At 64.8% G+C, this 24,804-nt stretch carries 19 protein-coding genes, 2 tRNA genes and 1 pseudogene; 6 read left to right on the top strand and 16 right to left on the bottom strand.

What is annotated here, in order from left to right:
* Positions 1–88: 88 nt before the first annotated feature.
* The 7 genes from Q8P38_01525 to Q8P38_01555 all read right to left on the bottom strand — a co-directional run bounded on the left by Q8P38_01525 (position 89) and on the right by Q8P38_01555 (position 6,561).
* Positions 89–161 (bottom strand) — tRNA-Glu (locus Q8P38_01525).
* Between the two features lie 60 nt (positions 162–221).
* A tRNA-Gln gene (locus Q8P38_01530) sits at positions 222–293 on the bottom strand.
* A 20-nt stretch (positions 294–313) separates the two neighbouring features.
* A complete protein-coding gene (gene gltX, locus Q8P38_01535) occupies positions 314–1,861 on the bottom strand; it encodes a glutamate--tRNA ligase (GenBank protein MDP4013294.1) in 1,548 nt (515 codons plus the stop codon).
* Positions 1,854–2,645, bottom strand: a complete 792-nt coding sequence (locus Q8P38_01540) for a fumarylacetoacetate hydrolase family protein (protein MDP4013295.1) — start codon at positions 2,643–2,645, stop codon at positions 1,854–1,856. Before Q8P38_01540 ends, gltX begins: the two co-directional genes overlap by 8 nt.
* 46 nt (positions 2,646–2,691) lie before the next feature.
* Positions 2,692–4,302, bottom strand: coding sequence for a citramalate synthase (gene cimA, locus Q8P38_01545; protein ID MDP4013296.1), 1,611 nt, complete (start codon positions 4,300–4,302; stop codon positions 2,692–2,694).
* A gap of 44 nt (positions 4,303–4,346) precedes the next feature.
* Positions 4,347–5,450, bottom strand: coding sequence for a branched-chain amino acid aminotransferase (locus tag Q8P38_01550; GenBank protein ID MDP4013297.1), 1,104 nt, complete (start codon positions 5,448–5,450; stop codon positions 4,347–4,349).
* 55 nt (positions 5,451–5,505) lie between these two features.
* A complete protein-coding gene (locus Q8P38_01555; GenBank protein ID MDP4013298.1) occupies positions 5,506–6,561 on the bottom strand; it encodes a 3-isopropylmalate dehydrogenase in 1,056 nt (351 codons plus the stop codon).
* 399 nt (positions 6,562–6,960) lie between these two features.
* Here Q8P38_01555 and leuA point away from each other — a divergent pair, with 399 nt between their 5' ends.
* Both leuA and Q8P38_01565 read left to right on the top strand, forming a co-directional pair.
* Positions 6,961–8,784: a 2-isopropylmalate synthase gene (gene leuA / locus Q8P38_01560; GenBank protein MDP4013299.1), complete on the top strand. Its 1,824-nt coding sequence runs from the start codon at positions 6,961–6,963 to the stop codon at positions 8,782–8,784.
* A 54-nt stretch (positions 8,785–8,838) separates the two neighbouring features.
* Positions 8,839–9,078, top strand: coding sequence for an NIL domain-containing protein (locus tag Q8P38_01565; GenBank protein ID MDP4013300.1), 240 nt, complete (start codon positions 8,839–8,841; stop codon positions 9,076–9,078).
* On the opposite strand, the gene Q8P38_01570 is transcribed toward Q8P38_01565, so the two are convergent.
* The 6 genes from Q8P38_01570 to serA form a co-directional block, all read right to left on the bottom strand.
* Positions 9,075–10,715 carry a glycerol-3-phosphate dehydrogenase/oxidase gene (locus tag Q8P38_01570; GenBank protein ID MDP4013301.1) on the bottom strand — a complete coding sequence of 547 codons (1,641 nt, stop codon included), beginning with the start codon at positions 10,713–10,715 and terminating at the stop codon, positions 9,075–9,077. The genes Q8P38_01565 and Q8P38_01570 overlap by 4 nt on opposite strands.
* A gap of 13 nt (positions 10,716–10,728) precedes the next feature.
* Positions 10,729–12,375 carry an NAD(P)-binding protein gene (locus Q8P38_01575; GenBank protein MDP4013302.1) on the bottom strand — a complete coding sequence of 549 codons (1,647 nt, stop codon included), beginning with the start codon at positions 12,373–12,375 and terminating at the stop codon, positions 10,729–10,731.
* Positions 12,375–13,376: a thiamine pyrophosphate-dependent enzyme gene (locus tag Q8P38_01580; protein MDP4013303.1), complete on the bottom strand. Its 1,002-nt coding sequence runs from the start codon at positions 13,374–13,376 to the stop codon at positions 12,375–12,377. The genes Q8P38_01575 and Q8P38_01580 overlap by 1 nt, the downstream gene beginning before the upstream one ends.
* Positions 13,373–14,632, bottom strand: a complete 1,260-nt coding sequence (locus Q8P38_01585) for a hypothetical protein (protein MDP4013304.1) — start codon at positions 14,630–14,632, stop codon at positions 13,373–13,375. The genes Q8P38_01580 and Q8P38_01585 overlap by 4 nt, the downstream gene beginning before the upstream one ends.
* On the bottom strand, positions 14,616–15,206 hold the full coding sequence (locus Q8P38_01590; protein ID MDP4013305.1) for a 2-oxoacid:acceptor oxidoreductase family protein: 591 nt from the start codon (positions 15,204–15,206) through the stop codon (positions 14,616–14,618). Before Q8P38_01590 ends, Q8P38_01585 begins: the two co-directional genes overlap by 17 nt.
* 92 nt (positions 15,207–15,298) lie before the next feature.
* Positions 15,299–16,885 carry a phosphoglycerate dehydrogenase gene (gene serA / locus Q8P38_01595; GenBank protein MDP4013306.1) on the bottom strand — a complete coding sequence of 529 codons (1,587 nt, stop codon included), beginning with the start codon at positions 16,883–16,885 and terminating at the stop codon, positions 15,299–15,301.
* A 115-nt stretch (positions 16,886–17,000) separates the two neighbouring features.
* Here serA and Q8P38_01600 point away from each other — a divergent pair, with 115 nt between their 5' ends.
* From Q8P38_01600 to Q8P38_01615, 4 genes are all read left to right on the top strand, one after another.
* Positions 17,001–18,296 (top strand): alpha-amylase family glycosyl hydrolase, encoded by a 1,296-nt coding sequence (locus Q8P38_01600; GenBank protein MDP4013307.1) that lies wholly within the window; start codon positions 17,001–17,003, stop codon positions 18,294–18,296.
* Between the two features lie 91 nt (positions 18,297–18,387).
* A complete protein-coding gene (locus Q8P38_01605) occupies positions 18,388–19,404 on the top strand; it encodes a hypothetical protein (protein ID MDP4013308.1) in 1,017 nt (338 codons plus the stop codon).
* Positions 19,405–19,471: 67 nt separating this feature from the next.
* Positions 19,472–20,572 carry a hypothetical protein gene (locus tag Q8P38_01610; GenBank protein ID MDP4013309.1) on the top strand — a complete coding sequence of 367 codons (1,101 nt, stop codon included), beginning with the start codon at positions 19,472–19,474 and terminating at the stop codon, positions 20,570–20,572.
* A gap of 417 nt (positions 20,573–20,989) precedes the next feature.
* On the top strand, positions 20,990–21,331 hold the full coding sequence (locus tag Q8P38_01615; protein ID MDP4013310.1) for a hypothetical protein: 342 nt from the start codon (positions 20,990–20,992) through the stop codon (positions 21,329–21,331).
* Positions 21,332–21,338: 7 nt separating this feature from the next.
* Here the strand turns inward: Q8P38_01615 and ilvC are convergent, their stop codons facing one another.
* From ilvC to Q8P38_01630, 3 genes and pseudogenes are all read right to left on the bottom strand, one after another.
* Positions 21,339–22,367: a ketol-acid reductoisomerase gene (ilvC, locus tag Q8P38_01620; GenBank protein ID MDP4013311.1), complete on the bottom strand. Its 1,029-nt coding sequence runs from the start codon at positions 22,365–22,367 to the stop codon at positions 21,339–21,341.
* A 76-nt stretch (positions 22,368–22,443) separates the two neighbouring features.
* Positions 22,444–22,956, bottom strand: coding sequence for an acetolactate synthase small subunit (gene ilvN / locus Q8P38_01625; protein MDP4013312.1), 513 nt, complete (start codon positions 22,954–22,956; stop codon positions 22,444–22,446).
* Positions 22,956–24,722: pseudogene (locus tag Q8P38_01630) on the bottom strand (acetolactate synthase large subunit). The gene ilvN and the pseudogene Q8P38_01630 overlap by 1 nt, the downstream one beginning before the upstream one ends.
* Positions 24,723–24,804: the final 82 nt, after the last annotated feature.

The following is a 24,804-nucleotide window of genomic DNA, read 5'->3' on the forward strand; positions in this document are numbered from 1 at the left end:
GCGTACCGGGCGGCACATCCGTAAGCGGAGCCGCGTGGACGCCGAAAGGCCCCTGACACCCGTTTCCGCGAGTCAGAGGCCTCCGCCGTAGCCCCGACGGGATTCGAACCCGCGCTACCGCCTTGAGAGGGCGGCGTGCTAGGCCACTACACAACGGGGCCGTGGCCGCGCGATGACGGCCGTCGAGCCGACACAACGCGAGGATCGCACTCGCGATCCAGCTGGGGTACCAGGACTCGAACCTAGACTAACGGAGCCAGAATCCGTCGGGCTGCCAATTACCCCATACCCCATCGGGTGCTTCGCCCGGCGATTATAGCCCAGTCTGAGTCACAGCCGCGATCGCCAGATCGAGGCGGCGGATGGCGGACTCGCGTCCCAGAATCTCCAAGGACTCGAACAGCGGCGGCGAGATCCTGCGACCAGTGACCGCGACCCGGACCGGCCCGAACGCCAACTTGGGTTTCAACCCCAACCCGTCCACTAACCGATCACGAAGCACCCGCTCGATCGAATCGTGCGACCATTCCGGCAGCTCGGCCAGAGCGGAGCGCGAGGCCTCAAGGACCGGACCTGCCGCCTCGCCCAACACCTTCGTCGCGTCGTCTGGATCGACGCGGAACTGATCCTCGTCCACGAACAGGAACTCCAGCATCGGTGCGGCCTGTCCGAGTGTGTCCAGGCGCTCGGCGATCAACGGCACCGATTGCTCCAAGGTGTCGCGCTGATCGCTCGTCAGCTGCTCGCCGACAAGGCCCCCCTGCCTCAGATACGGGACCAATCGCGCCTGGAGTTCCGCGGCCGGCAACGCTCTGATCCACTCGGCGTTGATGGCAGTGCACTTCTTCAGGTCGAATCTGGCTGGATTGGGGTTCACGCGAGTGATGTCGAAGTGCTGCGCCATCTCGCTCATCGAGAACAGTTCCGGATTGTGGCCGATGGTTGACTGATGGTCATCGCCCATCGACCACCCCAGCAGCGCGAGGTAGTTCAGCAGGCCCTCCGGCATGAATCCAGCGTCGCGGTACATCCGCAGGGACGATTCAGGGTCGCGTTTCGCGAGCTTGCGGTTCCCCTCGCCCATCACATAGGGCAAGTGGCCGAAGGCGGGCGTGGAGCCCTCGACGGCGCCACACTCGAGCATCGCGTCATACAGCGCGATCTGGCGCGGCGTCGAAGAAAGCAGATCCTCGCCTCGCAGAACATGCGTGATCCGCATCAGAGCGTCGTCGACCGGGTTCACCAGCGTGTAGAGAGGCTCCCCGTTCGCACGCACGAGCACGTAGTCACGAACCTGCCCGGCTGCGACCCGCACATCTCCGCGGACCAGGTCATGCCAAACGAAATCCCGGTCGGGCATCCGGAAACGAAGAGCGGGCTTGAGTCCCTCATCCGCCAAGCGCCCGCGATCCGTTGGAGTCAAGTCCCGGCAGTGCCCGTCGTAGCCGGGGGTAGTGTGCGCCTGTCGCGCCGCGACGCGGCGGACCTCAAGCTCCCCCGTAGTGCAGAAGCACGGGTAGGCATATCCGGCCTCCTGGAGCCTCCGCGCCACATCGCGGTAAGTGTCGAGCCTCTCAGACTGCCGGTAGGGACCGTACGGACCGCCGACCTCGGGCCCCTCGTCCCAGTCCAGACCCAGCCACCGCATGGATTCAAGCAACGCCAGATACGACTCCTCAGTGTCTCGTGAGGAGTCCGTGTCCTCGATCCGAAACACGAAAGTGCCGCCGTGATGCCGCGCGAACGCCCAGTTGAACAGGGCCGTGCGGATCATCCCGACGTGCGGGTTTCCGGTCGGTGACGGGCAGAACCGCACCCTGGTATCCGCGCCCAAATCCGTAACACCCATGGATTCACTCACCAGCAATCACATCGTTGGTCAAAGTCCCCAGTCCGGCGATCGAAACGCTGACGCGATCCCCCTCGACCAGCGGACCCACACCGGCAGGGGTCCCGGTGAGTATGACGTCTCCGGGCAGCAAGGTCATGATCGAACTCACCCACGAGACCAGCTCCCGGACGCCGAACAACATCTGCCTAGTCGAGCCCCGCTGCCGCCGTTCATCGTTCACGAGAACTTCCACATCCGCGTCAGCCGGATCGAAATCGGTTTCGATCCACGGACCCAGCGGGCAGAACGTGTCGAAGCCCTTGGCCCGGGTCCACTGCCAGTCGGTCGCCTGAAGATCGCGGGCAGTGACGTCGTTCCCGCACGTGTAGCCGAGGATGACCCGGTCAGCGTCCACAGCAGCTACGTGACGGCACATCCGCCCGATGACGACAGCCAGCTCGCCCTCGTGCTCCACCCGCGAAGACTGCTCCGGCAGCTTGATCCGCGCACCGGGACCAATCACAGCGGTGTTCGGCTTCAGGAAGATCAGAGGATCCGCGGGGGGCTGCGAACCCATCTCGGCCGCGTGATCGGCGTAGTTCTGCCCTATCCCAATGATCTTGGACGGCAGCACGGGCGCCAACAGCTTCACAGATTCGATGGGAATCGCGGTGTCCACGAGGTCCAGCTCCGCGTAGGGATGCCCGCGAACCGGGCGCACGCTGGCGCCTGACATGCCGCCGGGCCCCGGTCCGGCCGCCTCCAAGACTCCGAAGGCAACTGTCCCTGGCAGCGAGAAACGAACGATACGCACAGCAGCACAGCCTACGGCGGCGGCGCGGCTGCCCTCCCCCTCGCGGTCAGTCGTCGCGCTCCGCGAGGAGTAGCCCGTAAGTGATCGCATCCTCCAGCGCGAGCCAGGAGGCTTCTATTACGTTCTCGTGCACGCCGACGGTTTGCCATTCGCAGCTGCCGTTGGACGTGCTGACCAGTACTCGGGTGACGGCATCGGTGCCCTTGACGCCTTCGAGTATCCGAACCTTGTAGTCCACCAGCGAGACGTCCTTGAGGGCTGGATGGGCGCGCACTAGAGCCTTGCGCAACGCGTTGTCCAGCGCGTTGACTGGGCCGTTGCCCTCCGCGGTCGAGATCACACGTCCGCCGTTGGTCTCGATCTTGACGGTGGCTTCGCTGACGACTGCCCCATCATCGCGGTGCTCAACGATCGTCCGCCACGACTCCAACCGGAACGTCTGGGGTCGTGTCCCAACCTCCGCGAGCAGCATCAACTCGAACGACGCGTCGGCGGCTTCGAACGTCCAGCCCTGCGACTCCAACCCCTTGACGCGTTCTACGAGGCGCTCGACCGCGGCTGGGTTGGCCGACAAGTCGTAGCCCAGCTCCTTGCTCTTCATCTCGACAGAGGCACGCCCAGCCATCTCGGTGACCAGGACGCGCATGTCGTTGCCGACCAAGTCCGGGTCGGTGTGGTTGTAGAGCTCGACGGCGACCTTCAGCGCGCTGGCATGGAGACCGGCCTTGTGGGCGAAGGAGGACACTCCCGCGTACGGCTGATGCGTGTCCGGAGTCAGATTGGCGATGTCGGCGATGGCGTGTGCGACCCGAACCGTCTCCCGGAGACATCCTTCGGGCAGTACCCTCATGCCCAACTTGAGCTCAAGGTTCGCCACAACAGCGAATATGTCGGCGTTTCCCGTGCGTTCACCGTAGCCATTCGCAGTGCCCTGGACATGCGTAGCTCCGGCCTCGACCGCGGCGATCGTGTTGGCGATCGCGCAACCTGTGTCGTCCTGGCAATGGATGCCGATCCGCGTGCCCGACCGGCGAACCACGTCAGCCACGATCGAGCTGATACCGCTGGGTAGCATGCCCCCGTTCGTGTCACAAAGGACCCCGACTGAACCTCCAGCGGCGGCCACGGCGTCAAGCAAGCGGATTCCGTAGTCCCGGTCGCGGGAGTAGCCGTCGAAGAAATGCTCAGCGTCCACGAATACCCTGCGGCCTTCCCCGACCAAGAACGCGACAGTGTCCGAGACCATCGCCAGGTTCTCCTCCAGGGTTGTACGCAAGGCCTCACTCACGTGGCGCACGTCCGACTTGGCCACGAGAGTCACCACCGGGGCGCCCGAATCGAGCAGAGCCTTCACCTGCGGATCGTCCTGGACATTGACGCCCGCCCTGCGAGTGGCGCCGAAGGCCACGAGCTGAGCGTTCTGGAGCCGCAGCTCCGACACCGCCCGGCTGAAGAACTCGGTGTCCTTGGGCATCGCGCCCGGCCACCCGCCTTCGATGAACCCGACTCCGTATTCGTCCAGCAGCCGGGCGACGGCTAGCTTGTCGCTGACGGAGTACGAGATTCCCTCCCGCTGGGCGCCGTCGCGCAGAGTCGTGTCGAACACATGGAATGAGTCGTCGGGCCGGAAGTCCGTCCCTGTTTCCGCGGCAGTCATCTCCGTCGTCCTTTCGCGTGCTGTTGGTCAGTGATCGCGGGAGGTCAGGCGATTCGCCTCAACCATCCGTGGTGATCGGGCGCCGCACCAGTCTGAATGTCGAGCAAAGCGTGGCGAAGCTGGCTAGTGACAGGACCAGCCTCGGCGCCACCGACGTTCCACTCGGCCGTCCGGCCGCACACGCGGTCCACTGGCGTGATCACCGCGGCGGTGCCGCAAGCGAATACCTCAGTGATCTCGCCGGACATCGACCCCTCGCGCCATTCGTCGACACTGATTCGGCCCTCCTCCACGTCATAACCCAAGTCGCGTGCCAACGTCAGCAGCGAAGCCCGCGTGATCCCTGGGAGCAGGCTCCCAGTTAGTTTCGGGGTCATCAAACGCGCGCCGGTTCCGGTGCCGTAGACGAAGAACAGGTTCATCCCGCCCATTTCCTCAACCCAGCGGCGCTCGACCGCGTCCAGCCAGACGACCTGATCACACCCGTTTTCCATGGCCTCGACTTGGGCGATGAGAGAAGCCGCGTAGTTCCCCGCGCACTTGGCTTCGCCGGTACCTCCCGGCGCGGCCCGCACGTAGTCCTCGGTGAGCCAGACAGCCACCGGCTGGACCCCATCCCGGAAGTAGGCGCCGGCCGGAGACGCGATCAGCAGGTACAGATACTCGTCCGCTGGCCGCACTCCGAGCCCGACCTCGGTGGAGAACATGAACGGACGCATATACAGCGACTTCTCCCTGTGGTGAGGAACCCAGTCCGCGTCCAGGGATAGCAGGGCCTCCAACGACCCAATGAACAGATCCTCAGGCAGTTCGGGCATGGCCAGTCTGCGGGCCGATGCGCGAAACCGTCGGGCGTTCTCCTCAGGCCGGAAGACGTACACACGATCGTCGGCGTGGCGGTAAGCCTTTAGCCCCTCGAAGACGCTCTGCCCGTAGTGCAACGAGTTAGTTCCTGGGTCCAGCTGCAGCGGACTGTAGGCGTCAACGGCCGCGTCATGCCATCCGCGACCCGCGAGCCAACGGATCTGCACCATGTGGTCGGTGAACACGTTGCCGAATCCAGGGTCGTCCAGAATCGCCCAGCGCTCATTCACCGGAAGCGGTGACGCATTCTGGCGGATCACGAAACTCTGAGTGACTTCTTCCACGGTTCCCTCACGATCAGGCGTCAGGTTCAGTTTCCTCCATCTCGCCGCGGCAGCGTCAGCGGGAGGCGGAAATGATCGAGTCCGCCAGTGCGTCGCCGATCTGTGAAGTCGTCCTGACTCCGCTCCGACTGGCGAGATCCTGTGCCACCGCCTGCTCAACAGCGGCGGCGGCGTCTGGGCGTCCCAGATGATCCAGGAGCAGCGCCACGCTGAGCACGGTCGCCGTTGGGTCAGCCTCGCCCCGACCGGCGATGTCGGGGGCTGAGCCATGTACCGGCTCGAACATGCTCGGATTGGCGTGGCTGGGGTCCAGGTTGCCGCTTGCGGCCAGGCCGATGCCGCCGCAGATCGCCGCGCCGATGTCGGTGAGGATGTCGCCGAACAGGTTGTCGGTCACGACGACGTCGAATCGCTCGGGATTGGTCAGGAAGAACATCGCAGCCGCGTCTACGTGCAGGTACTCGGTCTCGATCTCCGGATGCCTGGCCGCCTCGTCGTCAAAGACGCGGCGCCATAACCCTCCGGCGTAGACCAAGACGTTGGCCTTGTGGACGAGCGTTACCTTGCCTCGCGGTCGACGTTCGGCGCGAGCGAAGGCGTCGGCCACGATCCGGGACACGCCGTAAGCCGTGTTGACGCTCTCCTCGGTTGCGACCTCGTGCTCGGTGCCACTCCGGAGCACTCCTCCAGCCCCCGCGTACGGGCCCTCGGTGCCTTCCCTGCACACGACGAAGTCGATGTCGGCCGGTGCCTTGCCCGCCAACGGAGTCTCGACTCCCGGATACAGCTTCACCGGACGCAGGTTCACGTGATGATCCAGCTCGAAGCGCAGGCGAAGGAGCAGGCCACGCTCGAGTACACCTGGGGGAACCATCGGGTCACCGACAGCCCCGAGCAGGATGGCGTCCTGCTCACGAAGCTCCTCAAGAACCGAATCCGGCAGGAGCTCTCCGGTGGCAAGGTATCTCTTGGCGCCCAGGTCGTATTCGGTGTAGTCGCAGTCGAACTCGAACCTGTCCGCCGCCGCGTCCAACGACTTGCGGGCTTCGGCGACGACCTCGGTGCCGATACCGTCCCCGGGAATGACGGCCAACCGGAATGTTTCGGACATGATCCAAGGGTAGGGTCCACGCTGAGTCCGCGTCGCTTGCCCCGTGCCGGTCCCGTGTCCCCGGGGTTTCGCCCCCCCCGCCGCCGAAACGCCCGTTCCGCACAGAAGCGCCCTTTTGGGGACAGACGCGCCCGTTGCAACGGTCGCGTCCTTGCGCAACGGTCGCGTCTGTCGGGAACGGCCGTTTCCGCGCCCCGGGGCGGCGGGCTTTGGCGACCACGCGTCGCGGCTGATACTGTTTCCGTGATGTTGTTCGCGGCACTGCTTCTTCGTAGCCGCGACGAGGCCTGAGCGACCGGCCGCCTCGTCGCGGAGGCGCTGCACGTCGGTCACTCCTCCCCCCTCCCCGGCTTCGCCGGGCGGGCGGTACCCCCACCCACTTCTCGAAGAGGAACCGCGATGAACGGCATCAATCACGACGAAACCAACGAGCAGCAGCCGTCGGGCATGGCCATCCACAGGTACCGCCCCTACCCACCGATCTCACTCACCGACCGGACATGGCCGTCCCGTAGCATCACTGCCGCACCACGCTGGTGCGCGGTCGACCTTCGTGACGGCAACCAGGCCCTGATCGACCCGATGACGCCGGACCGCAAGCGACGGATGTTCGACCTGCTGGTGAAGCTGGGCTACAAGGAGATCGAGGTCGGCTTCCCCTCGGCCTCCCAGACCGATCATGACTTTCTGCGTCACCTGATCGAAGATGACGCGATTCCGGACGACGTAGTGATCCAAGTTCTGACCCAGTCGCGAGAGCACCTGATCAAGAGCACATTCAACGCGATCCGGGGTGCCAAGCAGGCCATCGTCCACCTGTACAACTCAACGTCTACCCTCCAGCGCCAAGTTGTGTTCGGGATGGACCGCGACGGGATCACGGACATCGCCGTGCGCGGAGCCCAGCTATGCGCGAAGTACGCGGAGCCCCTGGCCGGAGAGACCGACATCTTCTTCGAGTACTCCCCGGAGTCCTTCACCGGGACCGAACTGGACTACGCCGCCGAGGTATGCAACAGGGTCAACGACATCTGGGAACCAACACCCCAGCACAAAGTGATCATCAACCTGCCCGCGACCGTTGAGATGTCAACGCCCAACGTCTACGCCGATTCGATCGAGTGGATGGGTCGGAACCTCGAGCGGCGTGACTCCATCGTGGTGAGCCTGCACCCACACAACGACCGGGGCACGGCCGTAGCCGCTGCGGAACTTGGGCTGATGGCTGGCGCGGATCGCATCGAGGGCTGCCTATTTGGCAGTGGCGAGCGCACCGGGAACGTATGCCTGGTGACGCTGGGACTGAACCTGTTCAGCCAAGGGGTCGACCCTCAGATCAACTTCCGTGACATCGACGAGGTCAGGCGGACGGTCGAGTACTGCAATCAGCTCCCCGTCAACGAACGGCATCCCTACGGCGGCGACCTGGTCTACACAGCCTTCAGCGGATCGCATCAGGACGCCATCAACAAGGGGCTGCGCGCGATGCAGGCAGCCGCCGGCACCGTCCCCCACGTCGCTGGGGGTCCCCTCCCCCACTTCGCGGGGGGACCCCCAACGAAGTGGGGGAGGGGGTCTCCACCCGTCGATGACTTGGCTTGGCAAGTTCCGTACCTGCCAATCGACCCGAGAGATGTCGGCCGCACCTATGAGGCGGTCATCAGGGTGAACAGCCAGTCCGGCAAGGGCGGTGTCGCCTACATCATGCGCACTGAGCATCAGCTTGATCTGCCCAGGCGCCTGCAAGTCGAGTTCTCTCAGGCGATACAGCGACGCACCGACGACGCGGGGGGCGAGGTCACGCCGGACGAGATGTGGGAGATCTTCAACGACGAGTACCTGCCGAACCCAGACGCGCCGTGGGGGCGCTTCGAGCTGCTCTCGGTAGGCGAAGAGTCCAAGGTGGGTGGGCAGACCAGCGTCCACGTCGAGCTGACCGACTACGGCCGACCGATCCAGCTGTCCGGGACCGGTAATGGCCCGATCGCGGCGTTCTGTCAGGCGCTCGGATCACATGGAGTAAATGTGCGCGTCCTGGACTACGCCGAGCACGCCATGTCGTCCGGCGGAGACGCCTCCGCGGCGTCGTACCTGGAGTGCGGCATTGACGGCAGTGTCCTGTGGGGCGTTGGCATCGACCCGTCCATCGTGACGTCGTCGCTGAAGGCGATCGTGTCGGCTGTCAACCGGGCCTGTCGCGGCAAGACGCACGCCCACCCGTAGGGTTGGGCCTACGGTTCGTCGGCGGCGGCGAACGTGTGAGAGAGGAGCCCAGCTGTGGCGGAGCATCTGCGCTTGACTTTCCCGGAGAATCAGGTCACGGAACCGGTCATCTACCACTTGGTGAAGGACTATCACGTGGTCCCGAACATCCGGCGCGCTGCGATCGAGAGCCACTTCGGCTGGATGGTCGTCGAACTCGCTGGAGATCTCGACTCGATCGCCGCGGCCAAGAAGTACCTTGAGTCGCACGGGATCAGAATCGACAGCGCCGAAGGCGACATCGTCGAGGGCTAACTCCGGACGGCGATCTCCCCGTCGGCCCGCTCCTTGGTGAAGTACTCGTCGTAACGTCGTTGCGCGTCATCGCCGAACAGCAGCTCGCAGGCTTCCTGTATCCCGTCGGCATCCCTGATCGCGTCGTGGTCGATCACCAGCGCGATCTTCGACCGACGCCTCATGAAGTCCTCGAGCTTGGTGATCATCTCAGTCTTGGCCGCGTAGAACAGCTCGACTCGCACGTACTCGGCACCCTCGATGACGTCATCGGCCATGCTCGGGTCATCGCGGATCGCTTCGAGCATCGCGAAGGAGCGCAGCCCATACCGCCTCCACAACCGCGTCGACAAGGTCTCGAAGCTCGCTCGCCTGCGCAGCTTGTCCAGCCCCATCAGCCGCGCCTGGCGCTCGAACTCGTTCCTGGTCGCCTTCTTCGGCTCCCCGTACCAGGACTTCTTGTCCTTCTCCAGGCTGACTCCCAGGGACTTCACAAGAGCACAGACTTCGTTGCCGATGTTCACGCAGTCGGTCAGCTTCCCGCCGAAGACCGTGATCCATGACCGCGCGGAATCGGTCTCCATCGCGTGCTTGCGCGACAACGAGGTCCAGTCCGTCTTCTCGCTATCCATGACGGTGGCTTCGACGACCAATGGCCGCACTCCGCAGCGGGTCGCGATTATGTCAGCGGGCGTCAACGGCTTGTCCAGACTTAGCCGTGCGTTGATCTGGTCCAGCAAGTAGTCGCGATCATCCGTAGTGACTTGCGTGACCGGATCGCCAACACGGTCATCGGTCGTTCCGATCATGGATCTGGGGCCCATAGGAATCACGTAGAACAGACGCCCGGTGTCGTCGAAGAAGGCCAGAACGCGCTCACTGTCGCCGATTCTGGGCACTATCAGGTGGATCCCCTTCGAGAAGACGATCTTGTGCTTCGTGGCTATGTCCTGCTGACGGTTCAGTTCGTCGACGAAAGGCCCGGTGGCGTTGATGATCACTCTTGCGCTGGCCCGGTAGGTCGCGCCAGTGTCGGTGTCCCTCAGCTCAGCCTGCCATTTGTCCTGCTCTCGCGCGGCCGAGACCAGCTCCACGTAGTTGGCGCACACGGCACCGACGTTGAGCGCGGACCTAATGAAGCTGAACACGAACCGGGAGTCATTGTCGACTAGGTAGGCGTCCGAGTACTCGATACCCCCGGCAACGTTGGCCGTGTTGATAACGGGCTCGATCTGGGCGATCTTGTCCGTGCTGTGCATTCGGGGCGACTTGGTGAAGCAGCTGCCAATGAACCAGTACGCCGAAGCGCCCATAATCGCGAGCCACCTGTTGTACGGCGAATGCTCGCCCAACGCGGCTAGGAAGCGGATCTCCTTCAGGTTCGCGGGGTAGAACCGGATCAGGTGATTGCGCGAAACGCACAGCTTCCTGACCAGTCCGATCTCGTAGTTCTCCAGGTACTTGAAACCGCCCCACACTAGGTTCGACGACTCCATGGAAGTGAAGCCGGCGAAGTCTCCACGGTCGATGACGGCGACAGACGCACCCCTCGATGCCAGGGCGGCAGCGCTCACAGCGCCGTTGATACCCCCACCGACGATCAGGACGTCGAATTCCCCGCCGTCAAGCTTGGCGATGTTGCTGTCTCTTAGTCCCATGGTCGCCTCTTGTCTAGATCTCCTCGGGCACGAGCACGATCGCACCGGACGGGCATTCGTTCACGCAGATCCCGCAGCCCTTGCAGTAGTCCAGCTTGAACGCGTAGTCGCGGCCGTTGTCGCCTTCGGCGCTGCCGACCTCGAACTTCGAGACCGAGTTGTCCGGGCAAACCCCGAAGCAGTTGTCACAGTTGAAGCAGTTGCCGCACGACAGGCAACGCCGCGCCTCGAACACCGCATTCGACTCGTCGAGCCCGATCTTCACCTCGTCGAACGAGTTCATCCTGCGCGCTAGGTCCAAGCTCTCGCGAACCGTGCGAGGGGCGTCGGCGTAGTACCAGGTGTTGAGGCGGTCGAATGACGCGACCTCGGGACGGTCCGGATGGACGTATGGCTGCCCGCGCAGCCAACCGTCAATGTTGCGCGCGGCGAGCTTCCCATGGCCGATGGCCACCGTGACTGTTCGTTCACTGGGAACCATGTCGCCGCCCGCGAAGATGCCAGGCGACCCGGTCATCATGCGCGAGTCGACGTCAACTACACCGTCTTCGATCGTCAAGCCGGGGACTCCGTCAAGCAAAGACAGGTCGACTTCCTGCCCGAGCGCCAGAACGAGCGAATCAGCTTCGAGCTCCTCTATCTCCCCGGTCGGCTGCGGGAAACCTTTGTCGTCAAGTTCCATGCGTTCTACGGTCATGTGGCCGGCGTCCATGTGCTTGATCGTCGACAGCCACTTCATCAGGACGCCTTCCTCAAGCGCGCCCTCCACCTCGTCATCGTGCGCTGGCATGCGGTCCCGCGTCCGCCGGTAGACCACGACCGACTCTTCAGCGCCCAGCCGCTTGGCGGTACGCGCGGCATCCATGGCTGTGTTGCCGCCGCCGTACACGACGACGTGGCGCCCGAGCAGAGGCTTGTCCTGGCCTTCCATGCTCCGCAGGAGGCTGACCGCGTCCAGGACCTTGGCTGAGCTGCCCGCCGGGATGTAGGCGCGCTTGCCTATGTGCGCCCCTACCGCCAGGAACACGGCGTCGAACCCGCCACCCTTCTTCGCCTCCAGCACGTGGTCAACGCGGGTGTCAAGCTCCAGAGTCACGCCCATGTCGAGGATCCGCGCCACTTCCGCGTCGAGTACATCCCGCGGCAACCGATATGTGGGGATACCGAAGCGCAGCATCCCGCCCGCCTTCGGGCCGGCGTCCTTGATGACGACCTCATGACCTAGCAGCCTCAGGTGGTATGCGGCCGAAAGCCCGGACGGACCCGCGCCGATGACCAGTACGCGCTTGCCCGAATCCTGGGCCGCGACGGGGACGCGCCACCCCTCCCGGAGAGCCATGTCCCCGAGGAACTGCTCCACGGAGTTGATCCCAACCGGCTTGTCGAGTTGGCCACGATTGCACGCCTTCTGGCAAGGGTGATAGCAGACCCGTCCCATCACCGCGGGCATGGGGTTGTCCCGCGTCAAGATCCGCCAGGCGGCTTCGTAGTCACCACTCTCGGCCTCGAAGAGCCAGCCCTGGATGTTCTCCCCCGCAGGGCACGCGTCGTTGCAAGGGGGCAACGAATTTCGGTAGACGGGCCGTTTCGTCCGCCACGATCCAGTCTTGTTCGCCAGGCTGGATCCGACATCGAGCGTGATCGCGAACGGCTTGTCCATCACGACTCCTCCTCATCCGGCAGGAGCCCGTAGCGCTCGATGTTGCGATCGGCCGCCGCCTGAATCTTGGCGATGACCTCGGTGGCCGGCTCATCACCGAACAGATGGGAGTATCGCTTCTGCCTGCGCAAGTACTCGTCCACCGGGACGCGCCGCCTGATCTTCGAAACGCTAACCACTTCCCCATTTCTGGCTTCGAACACGGGGAAGACCCCAGATTCCTTGGCCAGCCTGGACAACAGGATCGTCTCCCGGGACTCCGATCCCCAGCCCAGAGGGCAGGGCACGAGGACATGCAGGTAGCGGGCGCCACGAATCGACATCGCTGTCGCGACCTTGTCCTCCAGATCGCGCAGGTCGGCCACAGTCGCGGTGGCGACGTAGGGGATTTCGTGAGCCATGGCGATTCTGGGCATGTCCTTGCCCTGTCCGAACTCATTCCCCGGATGCGGCCCGACGGCCTGTGTGGTCATGGTCTTCGCGGCCGGCGGCGTCGCACCGGATCGTTGAATACCGGTGTTCATGTAGGCGCCGTTGTCGTAGCAGATGAACAACACGTCATCGTTGCGGTCGAACATCCCCGACAGCGGTCCGAAACCGATGTCCACGGTGCCACCGTCGCCGGCCTGACCGACGACGCGGATGTCTTCTCGGCCCTTCGCCTTGAGAGCGGCCGCGACACCCGCCGCGACGGCCGCAGCGTTTCCGAATACCGAATGCAGCCAGGGGATCTGCCAGCTCGTCTCCGGGTACGGCGTGGTGAACACCTCCAGGCAGCCTGTCGCATTCACCGCGATGAGCTTGCCGTTGGTCGCGCGAACCGCCGCGTCGATCGCATAACGCGCGCCGAGCGCCTCACCGCACCCCTGGCACGCGCGGTGACCACTGGTGATCGCGTTGCTCCGGTCCGCGTCGGATTGAACGCTGCGTGCCGATTCGTCGACGAGCCGGTTCCCGACCGCGAATGATCCGACTTGGTAGAACTTGATTGGCGTATTCATCCGGTCCCCCCGGCGCCACCCGCAGGACCAAGGTCCCGCAGGATGTTCTCAGCCGCCGGGCCGGACCTGCGTTTCCCTCGTACTCGTTCAAGCTCTCGGTCCACCAGATCGTGACGCAGATTCAGGAAGGTTAGATCAGCCAGCCGACCAGCCTCAGCGTCGTTGATCATCCCGGACAGGGCACTCTTCAGGATCGGCCGCCCGCCCAGCCCGGCGATGACCGTGTACGTCTGGATCGGCAACCCCGCGAGCGCCGTTCGGACGTCGGCCGAGACGATCCCGCCGATCCCGACAGCGAATGCGCGCTCCAGGACCACGACCGTCTTGGCGCCAATCAGCGCATCGTGCACGGCGGCGACGGGGAAGGGCCGGAATGACTTCAGCCCAAGAACACCGATCTTGCGTCCATCGTCACGGAGTTCGTCTACGGCATCCTTGAGCGTGCCGAGCACCGAGCCGAGGGCGACAACGACGGTCTCCGCGTCCTCCAGCCGGTACGGCCCAACCAGTCCCCCGCTCGCGCGCCCCGTCACTTCCTCGAACTCCGCGGCTATCTGAGGGATCTCCTCCAGAGCCTGCATCTGCCGCACATGTGCCAGAAACCGGACTTCGGTGAAAGCCTCCGGACCGACCATCGCGCCGATTGACACAGGGTCGTCCGGATCGAGCACTTCCTGGGGCTCGAACGGTGGCAGGAACTGGTCGACCATCTCGGCTGTGGGGATGTCTACGTCCTCGAACGCGTGCGTCAGGATGAACCCGTCCATGCACACCATGACCGGCAGCGAGACCGACTCGGCCAGGCGGAATGCCTGGATGTGCAGATCGGCAGCCTCCTGGTTGTCTTCCGCGAAGAGCTGGATCCAGCCGCAATCGCGCTGGCTCATGCTGTCGGTCTGATCGTTCCAGATGTTGATCGGGGCGCCGATCGCCCTGTTGGCCACTGTCATGACGATAGGCAGCCCTAGGCCTGATGCGTTGTACACGGCCTCCGCCATGAACAACAGACCCTGACTGGCCGTGGCTGTGTAGGTACGCGCCCCCCCTGCGGACGATCCGATCGCGACGCTCATGGCGGAGAACTCACTGTCGACGTTGACGAACTCGCAGGGCGATAGCTCACCGGACTTCACCAGCTTGCTGAGTGCTTCGACGATGTGGGTTTGAGGGGAGATGGGGTACGCGCAGATCACTTCCGGGTGGCACAGGCGCACCGCTTGGGCAACTGCCTGTGAGCCTTCAATCTGTCGACGCATGCGCCCGGTCCTTTCGCTTCGAGCTGACATGGTCATAGGCCTCGCGAGCTCCGGCCTCATTCGCCCTGGCGACATCCTCCCGGAATCGCTCGCTGATCGCCTCGACTACATCCTCCAGCGAGACTTCCCGAATCATGGCGGCCAACCCGCCGAGGAGAACCGCGTTCGGCAGGGGCCTGCCTACGTGCCTCATGGCGATCTCCGTCGCCGACACGGTGACCAGCCGCTCGGGATCATGAGCGGCCGCGAACTCCCCAAGACCCAGGTCTTCGAACGACTTGTTCGTGTTGACGATCACGTAGCCCTCCTGGGGAAAGCCCGACAGAAGGTCCACCGAATGCAGCAGTGTGACGTCTTGGATCACCAGGGCGTCAGGCACAATAATCGGCTCCCGGATCCTGATGGGCTTGTCGCTGATCCTGCAGTACGACACCACTGGCGCCCCCGTGCGCTCCGAACCGAAGTTCGGGAACGCCTGGGCGAACCGCCCGCCCTTGAACGCGGCAACCGATAGCAGCTCCGCGGCGGTCACTACACCCTGACCACCTCGACCGTGGACCCTGACCTGGAACACGGCGCCTCCTCATCAAACGCCGCCGAGCTGGTCACCCGGTTGCGCATTTCACCCTAGTCAGTCAAGGGGTGGGAAGCATGCCGTTGAAGCGGTCAGTCCAGATCTACCGCCCGTCCGAAGTCGGCACCGATCTCGCGAGTGATCTCGTCGGCAATTCCCGACGGTATAGCCGAATCAACGGTCAGAACGGTCAAGGCCTGCCCACCGGCGCCTGTTCTGCCGACCTGCATCCCAGCGATGTTGATGGCCTCGTCGCCGAGAATGTGGCCCAACTGCCCGACGACACCGGGCCGGTCTTCGTGCCCGAGAAAGAACATGTGCTCGCTGATAGCTACGTCCAGGTCGACTCCGTCAACTTCAACGAGTTTCAGCTCGTTGTGGGGTCCGACGACTGTGCCACCAACCAGCGACGAATTCCCGTCGGCCAGTGTGGTCCTGACGCGGACCTCCAAGCGATGGTCGGGGCTCTCAGCGTCAGTGATCAGGCAGACGTGGATGCCACGTTCCTTCGCCATCACCGGGGCGTTGACGTATGAAACCGGATCGTCAACCAGTTGTCCCAGAATCCCCTTCAGAGCCGCCAGCTCAAGGACGCGCACGTCCTCAGTGGCAACTTCACCCAAGACTTCTACGTCCACCCGCTCGATCGCCCCGGCGGACAGCGCGCATGCGATGGACCCGAGTTGCTCGGCCAAGGGAAGCAGCGGCTTGACACATTCCGCCAGGACTCCGCCCTGGACGTTCACGGCGTCGGGGACGAGCTCTCCCTCCAGCGCTAGCCGTACCGATCTGGCTACCGACAGACCAGCCTTCTCCTGGGCCTCATCCGTGCTAGCTCCCAAGTGGGGAGTGGCCACGACGTTCTCCAGAGCGAACAACGGCGAGTCCGTGCAGGGCTCTTTGGAGTAAACGTCAACGCCAGCGCCAGCCACACGTCCTTCAACGATCGCCTCGTAAAGTGCCGCCTCATCCACGATGCCGCCCCGCGCGGCGTTGATGATGCGGACGGTGGGCTTCACCTTGCGCAACGCGTCATCGCCGATGAGTCCGAGCGTCTCGGAGGTCTTTGGCAGATGGACGGTGATGAAGTCCGACTCGGCCAGCAGCTCATCCAGTTCGACGATCTTCACGCCGAGCTGGGCGGCGCGAGCTGGCTGCACGAACGGGTCATAGGCGATGATCCGCACTCCGAACGAACTGATCCGCTGAGCGACCAGAGTCCCGATCCGTCCGAACCCGACTATCCCTACGACCTTGTCCGCCATTTCCACGCCGCTGAACTTCGACCGTTTCCACTCGCCTCGGGCGAGCGCCTCGTTGGCGGGAACGATGTTGCGGGCGCAGGCCAGAATCAGTGCTACTGCAAGTTCAGCCGCGCTCACGACGTTGGACGTGGGCGCGTTGACAACCATGACACCGGCCTGTGTGGCTGCCTTGACGTCGACGTTGTCCAGACCGACACCGGCACGGGCGATCACCTTCAAGTTGCGGGCGGCCGCTAGGGCTTCGGCATCGACCTTCGTGGCGGACCGGACGAGGATGGCGTCAACGTCAGCGATCGCCGGCAGCAACTGCCCCCGGTCAGACCCGTCGCAGTACCTCACTTCGAACTCGGGGCCCAAGGCCTCGACCGTCGCGGGCGATAGTTCTTCCGCGATCAACACGATCGGTTTCGTCACGGCGGCTCCCAGCGTGCGGTTGTGGCGAGTCGCGACGCCCATTCCGGCGGCGCGAACCCCGGACGCTTGGGATTCTACCCACCGGCCTGATAGCGACTGCTGCTACGTTCCGATCGTGGCCTGGGCAGACGACGTGATCTGGTGGCAGGTGTACCCGCTCGGCTTCACGGGCGCCCATCCTGGCGGGGCCATCGGCCGGACTCTGCGCTATCTGGAGCCGTGGTTGGACTACGCCATCGAACTGGGCTGCTCCGGTCTGGCGCTGGGCCCAGTGTTCGAATCTGAGTCGCACGGGTACGACACGATCGACCATTTCCGAATCGATCCGAGGTTAGGCGCACAGGAGGACTTCGACAGCCTCGTCACCGCTGCTCACGACCGGGGGATGCGTGTCCTGCTCGACGGCGTGTTCAACCACGTCGGTCGTGGACATGCCCAATTCCAGGCGGCCCTCGAAGCCGGTCCCGAGTCGGAGGCGGCCCGCTGGTTCCGCCTCCAGCGAAGGGAACCCGAACCGGTGTACGAGGCGTTCGAGGGCCATGAGGACCTGATCAACCTGAACCACTCCGAGCCATCAGTCGCCGACTACGTCTCGCGCGTCATGGAGTACTGGCTCGACCGCGGAGCCGATGGCTGGCGACTCGATGCCGCCTACGCGGTCCCTGTCCAGTTCTGGCAGACCGTGACCGGCCGGGTCCGGGACAGGCGACCTGAGGCGTGGTTCTTGGCTGAAGTCCTTCACGGCGACTACGCGGAATTCGCTGCCGAGTCCGGCGTGGATTCGGTGACGCAATACGAGTTGTGGAAGGCGACGTGGAGCAGCCTCAACGACGTCAACTTCTTCGAGCTCGCCTGGGCGATTGAGCGCCACGACGGTTTCGCCGAGCAATTCCTGCCGCTCACGTTCGTCGGCAACCACGACGTCACCCGCCTGGCCAGCGTGCTGAACGATCCCCGGCACATAGGCCACGCCCTGGCGATACTGTTCACAATCGCCGGCATCCCATCGGTCTACTACGGCGACGAGCAGGCCTTCCAGGGCGTGAAGGAGGAGCGGTTCGGCGGCGACGATGCCGTCCGGCCCGAGTTCCCCGCCTCCGCGGAGGATCTCGCACCATTTGGCTGGCCGACCTACCGGCTGCACCAGGAACTGATCGCCCTAAGGCGGCGGCACCGCTGGCTGACCTGTTGCTCCACGACGCAGCTCCACCTGACGAACGCGGCCTTCGCCTACCGGTCCACCGCGCGCGACGGCGACGGCTCGTTGACTGTCCTGCTGAATCTGTCAGACGATCCCGTGCGCTTCCCGGTTGACCTGGGTGGCACCCGCACCGAGGCCGAGTCCGGTCGGGCGGACGACCCCGCACTCGTCGACGGGCACGGCTGGCGGATCCTGGTCGAGGCTCCGTGACCCGATGCCCCCTCATCCGCAGGTTCAGTCGAGCCGCTCACGATCCGACAATGGTGTTGTGGGTTCGCTGAGTACTGTGCGACGCCGTCGAATGAGTGCCGCCGCGGGAGCCGCGATCGTCGCTGCCGCCTTGGGCGCGAGCATCGTCACCGCACCCGTAGGTGCAGCGCCTGTGGCGGCGAACGCCAATCCGGCTCGCCAAGCGTCGGGCACGTCGGTTTCCGGTACAGTGCCGGGCACGAACTGCCCACTGTTCCCCGCCAACAACTACTGGCGGACGCCGATCAGGGACGCCAAGGTCCACCGCCGCTCGAAGCGGTGGGTGCGCGCGATCGGCGGCGGGAAGCTGCACCCTGACTTTGGTCCATCGTTCGGAGAACAAGCCATCCCATACGGGATTCCGTTCAACGTCGTGCGGAACGCCCACGTCACCGCGCGAGTGACCTTCGACTACGACGACGAGAGCGATCACGTCCGTTACCCTCTCGGGTCTGACATCGTCCTCGAAGGTGGACCCGGCGCCGACGGCGATCGTCACGCGATCATCGTCAACGCGGACACTTGCACCCTCTACGAGACCTGGGCCACCGAGCGCCGCGGCTCACGCTGGCACGCCGGATCGGGGGCAGTGTGGGATCTGCGCTCCAACGCACTGCGGCCAAGGGAGTGGACGTCGGCCGATGCGGCGGGCCTGCCGATCCTGCCGGGGCTGCTGCGATACGACGAAGTGCGCGCGGGCAAGGTCAAGCACGCGATTCGCTTCACCGCGCCCGTGACCCGCGACCGGTTCATCTGGCCCGCCCGTCATCGGGCCGGGGCGACCGACAGCGCGGGCTACCCGCCGATGGGCGCCCGGTTCAGGCTGAAGAAGTCCTTCTCTCTGGTCGGCTGGTCCCGGGACGCCCGGGTCGTACTGAAGGCGATGAAGAGGTTCGGGCTGGTTCTAGCGGATAACGGCGCCGCCTGGTACTTCCAAGGAACGTCCGACGAGCGTTGGCCTGTGGCCTTGGTCAGCGAACTCAAGCAGATCCCGGCGCGTTCGTTCGTGGCTGTCGCGACCGCCGGGATGAAGATCCGTCCCTGGTCAGGCCGCGCTCGTCGGCCGTAGCCCGGCCCCAGCCGATTCGGCCGACTTGACCCGGGGTCGATCGCAACCGCCGAAGTAGGATTGGTGAATGGACTGGTGGAGGCATCCCAGCGCACGCCTGGTCGCCGGGTGTGTCGCTGCGGCCCTGAGTCTCGCTTTGGCCGCCGCCGCGACCGCGCCCGTGGTCACTGCGGCACCGGAGCAGACGGCGCCCCCAGCCCGGGAAACCGGGCGAGCGGCCCCCGGGAAACTCGCATCCGGACTGCCTCCTGTGCCGGGACGTCGCATGTTCGCGGCGAGCAGTCCGTTCAACCAGCTGATTCCCAGATCCGCGCCCGTACATCCAAGCTCCGCTGAACTCGTCGCACGGCTGTTCCGTCGCGCGCGCTCCAGCCCTCCGGTCGTGGCCGTGTCCCAGTGGTCCGTTCCAGTCCTCCGCGCCCGGAAGGGCACGAAACGCCAGTCCGTGACACTGACCGCGAACTGGTCACCGTACGCGCGCATGGTTGGCGTTCCCATCCCACGGGGCGCCAGACCCGACCCGCAGGGGGACGGCCACCTGGCCATAATCGCTCCCGGCAAGAAGTGGCTCTGGGAACTGTGGCAGGCCCGACGCAAGGGTGGCCGCTGGCTGGCGTCCTGGGGAACCCGTATCCGGTTGGCATCCTCCGGGGTCCATCGTCGGGGGCTCTCGGCCCGTGGGTCGGGCTTCGCCTTGACCGCCGGACTCATCTGGCCCCGTGAACTTCGGCGAGGTCGCATCGCCCACGCTCTACTGTTTTCGGCCCATCCAACCAGGCGGACCACGTTCGTGGCCCCGGCGACGGAATCTGACGGCACAAGTCGCTCGGCCCTGGCTCTCCCAGAAGGTGCACGACTGCGCTTGGATCCGGCGGTCGACCTGAGCGCGTTCGCCATGACCCGTAAGGAACGAGTCATCGCCGTCGCCCTTCAGCGCTACGGAATGTTCCTCGGGGACGATGGCGGCAGCGTCGTCAGCCTCTACCAAGTCAATCCTTCGTCGTTCCGGAAGGCAGTTGTCGGAAGACAACCCTGGCGGCTGTACGACGGCGTGGCGGAGTTGCCTGGGATCCCGTGGGACAGGCTCCAAGTCCTCGACTACCAAGGCTCGGAAAGGCGTGTGGACACCGACCGCCTTCGCGTCACCGACCCCAGGATCTACCGATAGGCGCCGCGCGACGTGCGAACTGCCTCTTGATGATCTTGTTGCGCTTTCGGCCACTTCAGATACGCCAAGCGGCCACATTTGGCCGTTTTCGCTACAAGATCACTTGGGGGCTGGATTCGGTCCGGAAACGGCGTGCACCCCGGCCTGGCGACAGACACGTTTGATGGCACGAAGCCACCCGCTTCCTTGGGCCAGCCAGACCCGGGCTAACCCAATCCTGAACTCCACGCAGCAGAGCCGCAAACCGGGCTACCTAGATACTCACTGTCGCTTGTGTCGGAACGGCCGCAAACACACGGCGTCGTACGAGCGGCGATCAATGCGGGAGCTTCTGGAGGAACGAGGCTAGCCAAGGAACCTGTGCCTCAGGTTCTATAGACAGGTGGAACGGGCCAAGAACTAGGCGGGAGACAACGCATGCACTGGAACAAGGGCCTAGTGGCCGCGTGGGTGGCCCTGTTGTGGAGCTGGATCCTGGGCGGATGGTGGATGGTGGACGCCGCGCTCCCCTCCTCGGGGATCAGAGACCCAAACTACTTCTGGGTGATGCTCGCGGGAGTCACGCCCCCGCTCGCACTCACCGCCATCTGCGTGGTCATCCAGTCGTCCCCAAGCGCTCGCTTCAAGGTCCGCCTGGTCTGCACGCTGCTGTTCGCCGTCTACGCGTTCGGCCTGTTCATCCTCGGGTTGTACTTCATGCCTGCACTGGCAGCGTCTGTGATCTCGACCATCCAAAGCAGGGTGCCGCGCGAGCAGTAGGCGGGACCTAGCGCGCGGCGGTGCCTTCGACGTAGTCGTCGTCCTGGGTATCCACCCAGGCCATCAGCTTGCGCAGCTCGCGCCCGGTCCTCTCGATCGGGTGCTTCTCGGCCCTCGCACGCAGAGCCTTGAACTCAGGCGCACCGGCATCCTGGTCGTCGATGAACCGTTGAGCGAACTTGCCAGACTGAATGTCAGCCAGCACCGCCGACATGTTCTGCTTCACCGCTTCGCTGATGACCCGAGGGCCGCTGACGTAGTCGCCGTACTCGGCGGTGTCAGAAATGCTCCAGCGCTGCTTGGCGATGCCGCCTTCATACATCAGATCCACGATCAGCTTCAGCTCATGAAGGCACTCGAAGTAGGCGACCTCGGGCTGGTAGCCAGCCTCGACGAGCACTTCGAATCCGTACTGCACGAGCTGCGACGCTCCCCCACACAGGACCGCCTGCTCACCGAACAGGTCGGTCTCGGTCTCCTCAGTGAACGTCGTCTCGATGCCACCCGCGCGCAAAGCGCCGAGGGCCTTCGCGTACGAAAGCGTCAGCGGCCAGGCGCTGCCCGTCGCGTCCTGCTCGACGGCGACGATGGCCGGAACGCCGCGGCCTGACTCATACTCCCGGCGCACTAGGTGGCCAGGGCCCTTCGGTGCGACCATGCACACGTCCACATCGGCGGGCGGCTTGATGTAGCCGAACCGGATGTTGAACCCGTGCGCGAAGAACAACGCGTCGCCGGACTGCAGATTCTCCGCGATGGCGTCGGCGTACAGGCCCCGCTGGGCGGGGTCCGGCACGAGCACCATGATCACGTCGGCTTCAGCGACGGCCGTGGCCGGATCCACGACGCGAAGTCCGGCTGCCTCTGCCTTCTCACCGCTTCTGGAGCCCGGCTGCAAGCCAACACGGACGTCAACGCCGGAATCACGCAAGTTGAGCGCGTGAGCGTGACCCTGCGAACCGAATCCGAGGATCGCCACGACGCGGTTCTGGATGACCGACAGGTCCACGTCGTCTTCGTAGTACAGGGTTGCCACTCGAATTCCTCCTCCAAGGTCTGCCGCGGCCAGGCTACTTGCCGCCGCGATCTGTCCAATTCCCAGGCCCGCGCGGTCAGGCCTTGCGCGAAGACCTGTCAGTGATCGACTTGCCGCCCCGGCTCACAGCCACTGCCCCCGACTGGACAAGCTCCTTGATCCCGAACGGCTCCAGGACCCGCAACAGTGCCTCCAGCTTCCCCCGGGTACCGGTCGCTTCGATCGTCACGGCGTCCGGCGCGACATCAACGACCTTCGCGCGGAACAGGGCCGCGACGTCCAGGACGTGGCTGCGAACCTCCAGATCGGCACGGACCTTGACCAGGATCAGCTCGCGCTGGACGCTGTGATCGGAGTCGAGTTCCACGATCTTGATGACGTTGACGAGCTTGTTGAGCTGCTTTGTGACCTGCTCCAGTCGTTGCCCGGAGACATTGACCACGATCGTCATCCGCGATGTGCCGGGCCGTTCGGTCGGTCCGACCGCCAGCGACTCGATGTTGAACCCGCGCCTTGCGAACAGGCTCGCGATCCGAGCCAGGACGCCCGGCACGTCCTCAACCAGGACCGAGACAGTGTGCCGTGACATTAGTCCTCCCGCTCCCACTTGGGCGCCAAATGCCGCGCCACCTTGATGTCGTCGTTACTCGTGCCGGCCGCGACCATAGGCCAGACCATCGCGTCCTTGTGGACCTTGAAGTCGACAACCACTGGCTTGTCGTTGATCGCCATCGCCTGCTCGATCGTCGAGTCGACGTCGGCCTCAGCCGAGCACCGAAGTCCGGCAGCACCGTACGCCTCGGCGAGCTTGACGAAGTCCGGAAACTCGTGGGATCTCAAGTCGGTACTGGAGTAGCGCTGGTTGTAGAACAGCGTCTGCCACTGCCGCACCATCCCGAGACTGGAGTTGTTGATCAGCGCGACCTTGATGGGGATCTCGTTGATCGTGCACGTGGCCAGCTCCTGATTGGTCATCTGGAAGCACCCGTCACCGTCGACGACCCAGACCGTCGTGTCCGGACACCCAACCTTCGCGCCCATGGCCGCCGGGATCCCGTACCCCATGGTGCCCAATCCGCCCGACGTGAGCCATCGGCGCGGTTGCTGGAAGTTCAGGAACTGGCTGGCCCACATTTGGTGCTGCCCGACGCCGGAGGCGTAGATGGCTTCTGGTCCAACCAGGGCGGCGAGCCTCTGGATCACGTATTGGGGCGACAGCGTGCCGTCGTGCGGATCCTCGTAGCCCATGGGGTAGGTCTCGCGCCAGTGATCGACGGTGGACAGCCAATCGGTGTAGTCCCCGGCCTGGTTGGCGCCGGTCTCGGCCCGCAGCGCGATCAACAGCTCGGACAGAATCTCCCGGGCGTCCCCGACAATGGGCAGGTCGACCGCCACGCTCTTACCGATCTCCGCGGGATCTATGTCAGCGTGGATCACCTTGGCCCTGGGCGCGAACGAACTCAGCTGACCGGTGACCCGGTCGTCGAACCTGGTACCGATCGCGAAGATCAGGTCCGCGCGCTGCAGCGCCCCGACAGCAGCCACCGTGCCGTGCATCCCCGGCATGCCGTAGTTCAGGCGGTGACCGTCGGGAAACGCCCCGATCCCCATCATCGTCGTGACGACGGGAATGCCCGCGAACTCAGCCACGTGCATCAGTTCCGTCGCCGCGTCCGCCAGCACGACTCCCCCACCGGCGAGTAGGACTGGCCGACGGGCCTTGACGATCATCCGGGCGGCGTCGCGAATCTGCTTGGAGTTGGGGTGAATCTTCGGGCGGTATCCAGGCAGATCCAGTTGCTCCGGCCACGCGAACGTCGTAGGTGCCTGCAGCGCGTCCTTGGCGATGTCCACTAGGACCGGCCCAGGGCGCCCCGTTCCCGCGATGTGGAAAGCCTCGGCGATCGCTCGCGGAATGTCGTCTGGGTTCGTGATCAGGTAGTTGTGCTTGGTGATCGGGAACGTGATGCCGCGGATGTCTGCCTCTTGGAAGGCGTCTGTCCCGATCGCCGGACTTGCCACCTGGCCCGTGATCGCCACCATGGGAACTGAGTCCATGTGCGCGTCCGCGAGCGCGGTAACAAGGTTGGTTGCCCCAGGCCCCGACGTCGCCATGCACACTCCAACGCGGCCGGTCGCTATCGCGTACCCCTCAGCCGCGTGCCCGGCCCCCTGCTCATGGCGCACGAGGATGTGACGGATCTGCGCCGAGTCCATCAACGGGTCGTAGGCGGGCAGGATCGCTCCTCCGGGAATGCCGAAGACGACCTCGACCCCGGCGTGCTCCAAGGACGCCACCAGACTCTGCGACCCCGTCATGTGCTGCACCATTCGGGACCCTCCTTCCTGCATACCGCCGCTCCTGCGGCGACGTCGTCGCGAACTGTACGCCGCCGCCTCGTCCGTTGCCCTCGCCCGCCAAACGAATGGGGACCCA

Source organism: Candidatus Nanopelagicales bacterium (assembly GCA_030700225.1).
Taxonomy (GTDB): Bacteria; Actinomycetota; Actinomycetes; order S36-B12.